Origin of the sequence: Bradyrhizobium sp. I1.14.4 (assembly GCF_050435825.1) — a bacterium.
Taxonomy (GTDB): Bacteria; Pseudomonadota; Alphaproteobacteria; order Rhizobiales; family Xanthobacteraceae; genus Bradyrhizobium.
This window is the reverse complement of record NZ_JBNDLA010000059.1, coordinates 1-11,588: the sequence shown is the minus strand read 5'-3', so window position 1 is coordinate 11,588 and position 11,588 is coordinate 1. Positions and strand designations below refer to the sequence as shown.

The following is an 11,588-nucleotide window of genomic DNA, read 5'->3' as shown; positions in this document are numbered from 1 at the left end:
ACCTGCCGCGCATGAGCGCCTCCGCCGATTCGAGATGATAAAGTGAATCATCAAGCCCGCTCCGTGGCGAGCGGGTTCTTCAGCAGACTGCTAGGCCAAAACGGGCTTCGGCGGCAGCAGCATCGATACCAGCAACCCGCTCGGCTCCCGCGGATTCAGTTCGATGCTGCCTCCATGGCGCTTGGCAATATCGTGTGCAATCGACAGCCCGAGCCCGAAGCCGCCGCTCCCCTGCCGCGCGCTGTCGGCCTTGAAGAAGGGTTCGAACACCTTGTCGCGCAGCGCCGGCGGGATGCCGGGTCCATCGTCGGCCACCTCGATCTCGATGTGGTCCGTCTCCGTGAGCCGGAGCGCCACCGCGACCGTGCTGCCGTGCTTCACCGCATTCTCCACGATATTGGTGACGGCGCGCGACAGCGCGCGGGGCCTGCAAACGTAGGGCAGACGCGCAGGGCCGGCATAGGATACCGCATGGCCCATGTCGGCGAATTCCGAACAGATGGTCTGCAGAAAGCTCGGCAGATCGATGCACGAGACCGCCTCCGAGCGTGCATCCTCGCGAAGATACTCCAGCGTCTCGTTGATCATGCGCGTCATCTTGGCGATGTCGCCCAGCATTGCCGGGCGCAGGGTCTCTTCGTCGACGCGCTCGGCGCGCAGCCTGAGCCGTGTCAGCGGCGTCCGCAGATCATGACTGATGGCAGCCAGCATGCGGGTGCGGTCGTCGAGCAGCGCGCGGATCCGGGTACGCATATCGTTCAGGGCGTCGGCGACCTGGACGATTTCGAGCGGGCCGCGCCGGCGCAGCACCTCGAGAGCCCTCGGCGAGCGGCCGAACGAGGTCGCGGCACTCGCGACTTCGGCCAGCGGAGCAATCACCCACCGCACCGCATAGATCGACAGCAGCAGCATGGATATCAGCACGATGATCGCCATCGCGGCCGCCGGGCGGAGCAGAATGGACCAAAAGCCGCCGTTGACCGCGATGTCGGCCATCAGTGCGTGGCCGTCGTCGAGCTTCACGATCACCTGCGACGACGAGCCTGCCGGATGGCGCAGTTCCTCCAGCAATTCAATTCCAGGCTCGGCCGCCAGCTGCCGAAACGCTCTCATGGAAAACGGCCGCGTCTCTCCGGCTGTTCGAGGCACGAGTTCGCCCAAGGCGACGCGCCTGACGTCGAGACCGCCGCGCTTGGCTGCGGCCAGCAGTTCATCCGCGTCCGTTGGCGTCTTCGTGGAACGCAGGAGCTGCGTGAGCTCCGCGACCCGCCCCGCAAGAAACTTCTGCGTGTCGTTGGTCGAGGGAGAATCGAACAGAAAAATGATCGTCGCCGCTGCGAGCGAAATGCCGATCAGCTCCGAAAGCGCGACGAGGCTCATGATCTGCGCGGCGACGCTGCGCGGCATCAGCCGCTGTACCCATCCCATCAGATCTGCTCGACCGCAGGTGTGAAGAGATAGCCGCCGAGCCGCACGGTCTTGATCATCGAGCGGTCCTTCGGATCCGGCTCGATCTTCTGCCTGATGCGGCTGATATGGACGTCGACGCTGCGCTCGACCGATGCGATCAGGCCGCCGAAGGCCTGCTCGATCAGTTGCTCGCGCGACAGCACCTGCCCCGGGTTGCGGCAGAACGCCAGCAGCAGATCGAACTCGGCCCCGGTCAGCGTGATGCGCACGCCGGCCGGGTCATGCAGTTCGCGCGTGGTGGGATTGATGCGCCATCCGGCAAACGTCAAAGGACGCGGCCGGGAGCGCGACGCAGCGCCGCTCTCGACCCGGCGCAACAGCGCGCGGATGCGGGCCACCAGCTCGCGCGAATTGAACGGCTTGGTGACATAGTCGTCGGCGCCGAGTTCGAGGCCGAGGATGCGGTCGATATCCTCGCTTCGCGCCGTCACCATGATGATCGGAATCGAGGACGACATGCGCAGGCGTCGGCAGATGCTCAGTCCATCCTCGCCCGGCAGCATCACATCGAGCACGATGAGATCGAAGCTCTCGCGTTTGAGCAGCGCATCCATCTCGACGGCCGAACCGACCAGCACCGGTCTGAAACCGTTATCCTGCAGCACCTCGGCCAGCATGCGCGCGATATCGGCATCGTCCTCGACGCAGAGGATGCGCGCGTTGGTGACGGGGAAAGTCACGAGGTCATATTCCAGAATTTGCATCACGGCATTTTAGAGGCGTCTGCCGTGGATGCGCAGCGCGCAAATATAGCGTTTTGTTAAGCGTGCGCGGCCAAATGTGGCTCAAATAGGTCGCGCGGTTTCGCGGCCTACATCTGACTTAATATCTCTTAATCCCGACCTTGGCGGCCCTGCTCTATCGTCACGAGCGATCGTTCGTGGGGTGAGCGATCGTTCGAGGGGTGACATGAGAGTCGAATTTCTGCCGGGCGCTGCGGCTCATGCGCAGAGCACCGGCCGGACGTCGCGCGATGGCCTGCGCAACCGGTCATCCTCGCTTGCCGGCGCTGCGGTTGCGATGGTGTTGTTGTCGGGCTGCGCCAGCGCACCGATGACCCGGGGCGGATCACTGGCATCCTACGACAACCTCACCCAGTCCGACGGACTGCTGGCGAAATCGCTGGTTCGCGTCAACAAGGACGACGTCCTCGCTGCGAGAACCGTGCGGATCGTACCGACAAGCTTCCCGCAGCCAGCGTCGCCGACGCTATCCCAGGAGCAGAGACGCCTGGTGGCCAACGCGATCGACCGTTCGCTGTGTGTCGGTCTCAGCGAGCGGCTTCAGGTCGTCGGCCCCGATCAGCCCGCGGATCTGACCGCGCATGCGCTCGTCACACAGGCTGCGCCCACGGACGAGGTCGCCGCGGGCGCGTCCAAGGTGGTCGGGTTCCTGCCGACCGCGCTCGGCGCAGGCGTGCCCGTGCCGGTGCCGCGGTTGCCGATCGGGCTCGGCAGCTTGACGGTCGAGGCCGAGGTCCGGGATTCGGCCAGCAGGCAACAGGCGGCGATGGTCTGGGCCCGCGGCGCAAATTCATTCACCAGCTCGCCGATGGTCTCGAGCGCCGGCGATGCCTACGATCTCGCCTCCTCGTTCAGCGACGACTTCAGCAAGCTCGTCGTCACCGGCAGCACGCCATTCGGAAAGGCGCCGGAGCTGCCATCGTTCGACAAGATTGGCGCCACGCTCGGTGGCAAGCCGAAATATGCGGCCTGCGAGGCGTTCGGCCGCAATCCCGGCCTGGTCGGAATGGCGGCCGGCAAGCTCGGCTTGCCACCGGAATGGTCGGACAAGGCGCCCGCGACAACTGGCCAGTGATTACGCATCGACGCGGGGCGCCAATTCGTGCCGCGTCCCCTGTGCCGCATCCTATCCCGCAAAGCTCTTCTGGACTGCCTGGTCGAGCGTGGCGCCGCCGACATAGCGCTGCCGCAGCTCGCGCTTCAGCAGCTTGCCGCTCGGGTTCTTCGGCAGGCTGTCGACGAAGATGACCTGCTTCGGCACCTTGAAGTGGGCCATCGACGCCGCGCAATGCTTGATGACAGCGTCGGCCTCGAGGCTCTGGCCGGCCTTGACCACGACAATCGCCGTCACCGCCTCGATCCAGCGCGGATCGGGCAGCCCGACCACCGCAACCTCCGACACCGCCGGCAGCCGGTAAATCATCTCCTCGACCTCCCGGCTTGCGACGTTCTCGCCGCCGCTCTTGATCATGTCCTTCACGCGGTCGACGACGCTGATGTAACCGTCGGCATCGACGATCGCGAGATCGCCGGAATGGAACCAGCCGCCGGCGAACGCGGCCGCGGTCTTGACCGGATCGTTGTAGTAGCCGGACAAGAGATGCGGCGAGCGGTGCACGATCTCGCCGACCTCCCCCACCTTGACGTCGGTCATGTCCGGCCTGACCACCCGCGTCTCGACATTGATCGCCGGCTTGCCGGCCGAGCCGGCCTTCGGCAGCTGGTGCTCCGGTGTCAGCACGGTCGCGAGTGGCGCGATCTCGGTCTGGCCGTAGAAATTCCAGAACTTCACATTCGGCAGCCGGCGCTGCAATTCAAGCAGCACCTCGACCGGCATGATCGAGGCGCCGTAATAGCCCTTGCGCAGGGTCGACAGATCGGTGCGATCGAACGCGCCCGAGCGCAGCATCGCGATCCAGATCGTCGGCGGCGCGAAGAAGGCATTGATCTTGTGGGCCGCGATCAGCGCCAGGACATTGTCGGGCACCGGCTTGCCGGTAATGAGACTGGTGGCGCCGAGATAGATCGCGGGTCCCAGGAAGACGTCGAGCTGCGCGCAGTGATAGAGCGGCAGCGCGTGCAGCACCGTATCGTCGGTGGTCATGCCGCCGTCGATGATACAGCTCACATACTGCCACATCACGGCTTCGTGGGTGAGGATCGCGCCCTTCGGCAGCGATTCCGTGCCGCTGGTGTAGATGATCTGCGCGCGATCGCGACTGTCGACCGAGGCGTCCGGCGCCGAGGCATCGCTGTGCAGCAGGCTGTCGAACGTCGTGATGCCGTCAGGCGCGGCGGCGGGATCCTCGCCCGGCAGCCAGATCAGGGTTTCGACCGCCGAGCCCTTGGCGGCCGCAGCGTGCGCGGTCTCCACGAAATCGGGGCCGACCGCGAGCAGCTTCGCGCCGGAATTGGCGAGAATGAAATTGATCTCGTCGGGATTGAGCATGAAGTTGATCGGCACCAGGATCGCGCCGATCCGCGCCACCGCGAAGCGCAGCGCGGCGAAGCCGTGCGAGTTGCGCGACAGCACCGCGACGCGGTCGCCCTTCGCGACACCAAGGGCAAGCAATCCGCGTCCGAGCCGATTGCAGATCGCGTCCATCTCCGCGAAGCTCCAGCTCACCTCGCCGCAGATCAGCGCGGTCTTGTTGGGGTAGCGCTTTGCAGACCGGCGCAACAGATCGCCGATGCTGTGCTCGCGGGCGCGCTGGATGGTTGCTGCGATATCTCCGCTCATGTGTTCCTCCCGAATGTGCTTTTTGTGATTGTCTTGTCTTGGCCGCGCCGTCCCTACTGCCGGGCGGCGTAGGCGTGCTCCATGTAGGTGTGCTCGACCGAGCGATCGAGCGAGGCGATCTTCTCGAAGCCGCGCCGCCAGTCCTGCAGATGCCGCCGCGTCCACAGCACGCCGGCCTCCTTGTCGCGCCGCGTGATCGCATCGAGGATATGGCGATGCGCCTCGATGAGGCGCGCGCCGCCCTCAGGCACGCCGCCGACGATCATCTCGGTGGTCGGAAAGAACAGCTGCGCGGCGGGCTCACGCGCGAGCTGCAGCACGCGGTTCTGCGAGGCCTTGGCCATCAGCACATGGAATTCCGCATCGAGCTCAGCGAGATCGGCGGGGTTGCCAACCACCGCAGCGCTGCGCTCGAGATTGCCGGCGAGCTCGGCGATGTTCGCGTCGGTCGCGCGCTCCACCGCGCCCTCGACGCTCGCGATCTCCAATGTCATCGACGTCTCGAACAATTCACGGAACGTTACCTCGTGCAGGATCAACGCGCGGGACAGCCGCGTGGCGAGCTTGTTGTAGCGCGGCAGGCAGGCTTGCAGGCGGCGGCTGGAATCGCGGCGGATCAGCCCGCCCTCCTCGAGCACACGAATGCCTTCGCGCACCGTCGAGCGGTTGACGCCGAACTGCGCGACCAGCTGCTGCTCGGTGCCGATCGGCTCGCCCGGCTTGATCCGGCCGTTGATGATCTCGCGTTCGATCGCGTCCGCGACCTTCTGATAGGCCGGCGCAACATCGATGCGCCGGAACAGCGGTGTGGCGGGCACCCCGGGGCTCCTGATTGTTGTTTGTCGGACAAAGGGTAGGCCAAGACCTTTGGAGCGTCAAATAGGCTTGGATTGGCCGGATTGTCGCACCCTTCCGGCCAGAATTGACACCGCATCGGGGTAAATCTAGCTTTGTCGGACAAACTAATAAAAGGCCCTGGGGAGGCACATCATCATGAGATCCATCGTCACGAGTCTGGCGGCCGCCGGCCTGATCACAGCAGTGATGGCGGGCCCTGCGCTCGCGCAGCAGGCGCCGCTCAAGATCGGCGTGCTGACCGATTTCCAGTCGGTCTATTCCGACATCGGCGGCGCCGGGAACGTCGAGGCCACCAAGATGGCAATCGAGGAGTTCGGCGGCTCGATGTTCGGCAAGCCGATCGAACTCGTCACCGCCGACGCCCTCAACAAGGCCGACGTTGCCGCCACCATCACCCGCAAATGGTACGAGGCCGAGAACGTCGACATGATCATCGACATGCCGACCTCGGCGACCGCGCTCGCCGGCATGGAGATGTCGAAGCAGTTCGAGAAGATCATGATCGTGACGGATGCGGCGAGCTCCGACATCACCGGCAAATCCTGCTCGCCCTACACGCTGCACTGGACCTACGACACCTACGCCAACGCCCACACCGTCGGCAGTGCGATCGTGAAGAACGGCGGCGACAGCTGGTTCTTCATCACTGCCGACTATCTGTTCGGCCACTCGATCGAGCGCGACACCGGCGACGTGGTCCGCGCCGCCGGCGGCAAGGTGCTCGGCAGCGCCCGGCATCCGCTCAACACGCCGGACTTCTCCTCCTTCCTGCTGCAGGCGCAGTCGTCGAAGGCGAAGATCATCGGCCTCGCCAACGGCGGCGGGGATACCATCAACGCGATCAAGCAGGCCGCCGAGTTCGGCATCGTCGCGGGCGGGCAGAACCTCGCGGGCATCGTGATGTTCATTTCCGACATCCACAGCCTTGGGCTCAAGCTCGCGCAGGGCCTGATCATCACCGAGGCCTACTACTGGGATCTCAACGACCGCACCCGCGCCTTCGGCAAGCGCTTCTTCGAGCGCATGAAGCGGATGCCGACCATGAACCAGGCCGCGACCTACAGTGCCACCCTGCACTACCTCAACGCGGTGAAGGCCGCCGGCACCAAGGACACCAAGCCGGTGCTGGCGAAGATGCGCGCGACCCCGGTCCGCGACGCCTTCACCGACAACGGCGTGGTGCGCGAGGACGGCCGCATGGTGCACTCGATGTTCCTGTTCGAGGTCAAGAAGCCTGACGAATCGAAGGCGCCGTGGGATTACTACAAGGTGCTCGCCGAGGTGCCCGGCGACCAGGTGTTCCGGCCGCTGAAGGACGGCGGCTGCCCGCTGATCAAATAGGCGAACTTGATCATGGCCGGGGTCCAGGACCTCGGCCAACAGCTTCAAATTATTGGGGAAAGGCTGGCAGGAGTGGCAGGGCTCGAACCTGCGACCCCCGGTTTTGGAGACCGGTGCTCTACCAATTGAGCTACACTCCTGCAGGGAACCCGCGTCGCCGCCGGTTCGCGCCGTTTCAAGCACAGGGCATGGCCGGTTTGCAAGGGCGAAGCCGTCAACGTCCTGTTCATTGCAAAACTTCTGCGCCAGACTTCGGCCATCACCCCGCGACGGCGCTCGGCCGCAAGAATCAAGAACCAGGGAGAGACCATGAACGCTCAAACCGCCACCAAGCACGCCGCCAGCCGAAGCACCCCGTCCCTCCCCCTCGCCAAGCCCGAATCGATCGGGCTGTCGAGCACACGGCTGCAGGCGATGTCCGACACCTTCCGGCGCGAAGTCGACAAGGGAACCGCGCCCGGCGTGACAGTGCTGGTGGCGCGGCGCGGCCAGATCGGCTGGTTCGACGCGATCGGCCGGCAAAGCCCGACCGCTTCTGCGCCGATGGCGCATGACACGATCTTCCGCATCTTCTCGATGACCAAGCCGATCGTCTCGGTCGGCATCATGATGCTGCTGGAGGACGGCCACTTCCTGCTCAACGACCCCGTCGCGAAATTCATTCCCGAATTCGCCGAGACCAGGGTCGGCGTCGAGCACAACGGCAAGCTCGAGCTGGTACCCGTGCAGCGGCAGATGACCATCCAGGACCTGCTCCGCCACACCTCCGGGCTTACGTATGACCACACCGGCAACGGGGCGGTACAGCAGCTCTACCAGCAGTCGCGGCTGCGCAGCCGCAAGATCACCAATGCCGAGCACGCCACCATGCTCGCCGGCATGCCGCTGATCTGCCAGCCCGGCGCCGAGTGGAACTACAGCCGCTCCACCGACATCCTCGGCCGCATCATCGAACTCGTCAGCGGCAAGACGCTCGGCGCGTTCCTGAACGAACGCATCCTCTCGCCGCTGCAAATGAACGAGACCGCGTTCCACACGCCGGAAGCCAACGCCGGCCGGCTCGCCGAGACCTTTGCCAACGATCCCTGGACCAACGAGAAGGTGCAGCTGTTCAACATGCTGGAGAAGCCGGCGATGGAATCCGGCGGCGGCGGACTGGTGTCGACCACGATGGACTATGCGCGCTTCGCGCAGATGCTGCTCAATGGCGGCTCGCTCGACGGCACCAGGATCATCGGCCGCAAGACGCTCGAATTCATGGCTTCCGATCACCTCGGCACTGAGGTCAAGATCCAGGGCACGCTGGTGTCGCCCGGCCACAGCTTTGGCCTCGGCTTCGCCGTGCGCATGCAGCAGGGCATCACGCCGTTCTCCGGCTCGGTCGGCCAGTATTTCTGGAGCGGCATGGCCGGCACCTTCTTCTGGATCGATCCGAGCGAAGACCTGATCGCGGTCTTCATGATGCAGGGTCCGGGCCAGCGCGAATATACCCGCTCGCTGGTGCGCAACGGCGTATACGCCGCGGTGGAGTGAGAGACCGAGCAATCTTTCTCCGTCATGCCCGGCCTTGTGCCGGGCATCCACGTCTTTGAGGCACGAAGCAAGACGTGGATGGCCGGGACGAGCCCGGCCATGACGACGATAGGTGACCTCGGCAACGCCGACCTCAGCTGATCGTCGCGCCGCCGTCGATCACGATGGTCTGGCCGGTCATGAAGTCGCCGGCCCGCGAGCCCATCATCACGGCGGCGCCGGCGATTTCGTCGGGCACGCCGATCCGCAGCAGCGGCGTGCGTGCGGTCGAGGACTTCAGATTGTCCGGATTGTCCCACAGCGCTTTTGCAAAATCGGTCTTGATCAGGCCGGGCGCAATGCAGTTCACGCGGATATTGTGCTTGCCGTATTCGCAGGCGAGGTTGCGCGCGAGTTGCATGTCGGCAGCCTTCGAGATCGCGTAGGCGCCGAGGATGGTCGAGCCCTTCAAGCCGCCGATCGAGGACACGATGATAACAGAGCCGTCCTTGCGCTCGATCATCTGCGGCACCACCATCGAGATCAACCAGTTGTTGGCGACGATGTTGTTGTCGAGGATCTTGCGGAACTGATCGTCGGAGATGCCGGCGAGCGGACCGTAATACGGGTTCGACGCCGCATTGCAGACCAGCACGTCGATCTTGCCGAATGCGCGGTTGCTCTCGTCGACCAGATTTTGCAGGTTTTCCTTCGAGGAGATGTTGGCCGCGATTGCGACCGCGGTGCCCTTGCCGTAGCTGTCGTTGATCTCCTTCGCCACCTGCTCGCAGACATCGGCCTTGCGCGAGGAGATCACGACCTTGGCGCCGTGCTCGGCCATGCGCTCGGCGATCGCGCGTCCGATGCCCCGTGTCGAGCCGGTGATGACGGCGACTTTTCCCTTCATGTCGAACAAGGTCATGTTTCTCTCCCTGATGTAAGGTGTTTGAATTCTGCGTTGAGCTTAAGCGGCGTTCCGGTGTTGCGATAGCGACATCACGCAAGCTTGCTCGCCGGCCTGACTTCCGGCCCGGACGGCTGATGCATCGCGGCGTGCCTGGGATCGGCGATCCAGGGCTGCTGGTTGACCATCGGCAGCCGCCAGGTCGACAGGCCGATGCCTGCGATATGATCGAGCCGCGTCACCGAGACATTGTCGATGTCGAAGGACAGGCCCCGGTCCGGCTGGCCGCCAAGCGCGAGCCCGACCGCGGCCCTGATCACGCCGCCATGGCCGACCGCGATGATATTCTTGCCCGGCTCCGCAGCCGTGATCCGCACGATCGTGCGGCAGACCCGCGTATAGAGATCCATGAAGCTCTCGCCGCCCGGCGCGGGCTCGTTGACATCGGCGAACCAACTCCTGCCGGGGGGCTGGCTCGCGAGCAGCGCTGCGCGATTCATGCCCTGCCACTGGCCAAGATGCTGCTCGGCGAAGTCGCGCTCCTGCGTCATGCTTGCGGGCTTCGGAAACCCGGCCGCCCAGATCGCTTCCGCGGTCTTGTGCGTCCGCTTCAGATTGCTCGAATACCAGACCGCATCTCGCGGCAGCATCTTGGCGACCGCCTCGAACACCTCGATGTCGCCGGTGTCGCAGTCGATATCCTCTTGTCCGTAGATGTTGCCGCCGTCGCTGCGCACCGGCGCGTGGCGAATCCACCACCACCGCGTCACCGTCACGTTAGGCTTGTCTGGATTGGACATCGGATGAGCCCTTCAATACTGTCCCCCGTCGCTGTACGTCACGCCGCACCTCGTCTCAAGTGCTTCGGACGTTTGAAATTTTGTTTGAATTCCGTCGCGCGGCAGACGCGCCAAGGATCACCCGAACCAATCACGTGAACAGGGAGAAAATCATGGGCCGCCTCGAAGGCAAATCCGTCATCATCACCGGCGCGGGAAGCGGCATCGGCCGCGCCGCTTCGCTGCTGTTCACCAGGGAAGGCGCCAAGCTGATCGCGGTCGATCGCACCGATGGCGTCAACGAAACGGCCAAGCTGGTGCGCGATGCCGGCGGCACCGTCGAAGCCGTCACCGCCGATGCCGGCTCGGAGAGCGACGTGAAGGCCTTCATCGACAAGGCCGTCGCGAAATACGGCAAGCTCGATGCGATCTGGGCCAATGCCGGCGTCAGCGGCGGCCTCGTCCCGCTTGCCGACCAGACCGTCGAGCATTGGCAGGAGGTGCTGCGCGTCAACCTGATCGGCCCGTTCCTCGCGATCAAGCATTCGATTCCGTACATGACCAAGCAAGGTTCCGGCTCGATCGTCTGCACCGCATCCGTCGCGGGCCTGAAGTCCGGCGCCAGCGGACACCCCTACGGCGCGAGCAAGGCCGGCGTCATCAGCCTGGTGCAGACCACCGCCTACTCGCTCTCCGGCACCGGCGTGCGCATCAATGCGGTCTGCCCGGGCCTGATCGAAACCGGCATGACCAAACCGGTGTTCGATCGCGCCAAGGAGCGCGGCACCCAGGACAAGATCGGCCAACTCAATCCGCTGAAGCGCCCCGGTCAGCCGCACGAGCTCGCCGCGATGGGATTGTTTTTGGCGAGCGACGAGGCGTCCTACGTCAACGGCCAGGCAATCCCGGTCGACGGCGGCCTGACGGCGTCGATGCCGTATACGGGCAAGCCGATTTAGCAACGGCTCTTTCCAAGCGTCGTCTGCGATAGCGCCGCGAACACCACCGTCGTCCCGGGCTTCCGCCAGGACGACATCGAATTTTTTTGCAGCCGACATCCACAATCGTCGTCCCTGCGAAAGCAGGGACCCATAACCACAGGATCGTCTTATTGAGACGCGCTGTGGCTCCAGCTTCGCAAACCATTGGCATTCGTGGTTGATGGGGTGGACGGCCCCCTACGGCATCAGTTGTGCCAGAATGAGGTTGTTGCAAATCTCAGACAAGGGAGCCGTCCGTGA

The 11,588-nt window shown here is 64.6% G+C and carries 10 protein-coding genes and 1 tRNA gene; 4 read left to right on the top strand and 7 right to left on the bottom strand.

Annotation, left to right across the window (positions count from 1 at the left end; translation table 11 throughout):
* Nucleotides 1–90: 90 nt before the first annotated feature.
* A complete protein-coding gene (locus ABIB78_RS38450) occupies nt 91–1,380 on the bottom strand; it encodes an ATP-binding protein (RefSeq protein ID WP_429034245.1) in 1,290 nt (429 codons plus the stop codon).
* Nucleotides 1,381–1,427: 47 nt separating this feature from the next.
* Nucleotides 1,428–2,174, bottom strand: coding sequence for a response regulator (locus ABIB78_RS38445; protein WP_429034244.1), 747 nt, complete (start codon nt 2,172–2,174; stop codon nt 1,428–1,430).
* Between the two features lie 205 nt (nt 2,175–2,379).
* Between ABIB78_RS38445 and ABIB78_RS38440 the strand changes: the two genes are divergently transcribed.
* Nucleotides 2,380–3,288, top strand: coding sequence for a DUF3313 domain-containing protein (locus tag ABIB78_RS38440; RefSeq protein ID WP_429034243.1), 909 nt, complete (start codon nt 2,380–2,382; stop codon nt 3,286–3,288).
* Between the two features lie 51 nt (nt 3,289–3,339).
* Here ABIB78_RS38440 and ABIB78_RS38435 read toward each other — a convergent pair whose 3' ends face one another.
* A complete protein-coding gene (locus tag ABIB78_RS38435; protein WP_429034242.1) occupies nt 3,340–4,953 on the bottom strand; it encodes an acyl-CoA synthetase in 1,614 nt (537 codons plus the stop codon).
* Nucleotides 4,954–5,006: 53 nt separating this feature from the next.
* Nucleotides 5,007–5,771: a FadR/GntR family transcriptional regulator gene (locus tag ABIB78_RS38430; RefSeq protein WP_429034241.1), complete on the bottom strand. Its 765-nt coding sequence runs from the start codon at nt 5,769–5,771 to the stop codon at nt 5,007–5,009.
* A 175-nt stretch (nt 5,772–5,946) separates the two neighbouring features.
* Here ABIB78_RS38430 and ABIB78_RS38425 point away from each other — a divergent pair, with 175 nt between their 5' ends.
* Nucleotides 5,947–7,152 carry an ABC transporter substrate-binding protein gene (locus ABIB78_RS38425; RefSeq protein WP_429034240.1) on the top strand — a complete coding sequence of 402 codons (1,206 nt, stop codon included), beginning with the start codon at nt 5,947–5,949 and terminating at the stop codon, nt 7,150–7,152.
* A 64-nt stretch (nt 7,153–7,216) separates the two neighbouring features.
* On the opposite strand, the gene ABIB78_RS38420 is transcribed toward ABIB78_RS38425, so the two are convergent.
* Nucleotides 7,217–7,292: transfer RNA gene (locus ABIB78_RS38420), tRNA-Trp, on the bottom strand.
* 169 nt (nt 7,293–7,461) lie between these two features.
* On the opposite strand from ABIB78_RS38420, the gene ABIB78_RS38415 reads away from it, so the two are divergent.
* Nucleotides 7,462–8,685: a serine hydrolase domain-containing protein gene (locus ABIB78_RS38415; protein WP_429034239.1), complete on the top strand. Its 1,224-nt coding sequence runs from the start codon at nt 7,462–7,464 to the stop codon at nt 8,683–8,685.
* 133 nt (nt 8,686–8,818) lie between these two features.
* Here ABIB78_RS38415 and ABIB78_RS38410 read toward each other — a convergent pair whose 3' ends face one another.
* Together ABIB78_RS38410 and ABIB78_RS38405 are read right to left on the bottom strand one after the other, a co-directional pair.
* Nucleotides 8,819–9,586, bottom strand: a complete 768-nt coding sequence (locus ABIB78_RS38410; RefSeq protein WP_429034238.1) for an SDR family NAD(P)-dependent oxidoreductase — start codon at nt 9,584–9,586, stop codon at nt 8,819–8,821.
* Between the two features lie 74 nt (nt 9,587–9,660).
* The gene (locus ABIB78_RS38405; protein ID WP_429034237.1) at nt 9,661–10,368 is read right to left on the bottom strand and encodes a histidine phosphatase family protein; all 708 of its coding nucleotides are present in this window, start codon (nt 10,366–10,368) and stop codon (nt 9,661–9,663) included.
* Between the two features lie 152 nt (nt 10,369–10,520).
* Here ABIB78_RS38405 and ABIB78_RS38400 point away from each other — a divergent pair, with 152 nt between their 5' ends.
* Entirely contained in the window at nt 10,521–11,306 is a 786-nt protein-coding gene (locus ABIB78_RS38400) for an SDR family NAD(P)-dependent oxidoreductase (RefSeq protein ID WP_429034236.1), read from the top strand.
* Nucleotides 11,307–11,588: the final 282 nt, after the last annotated feature.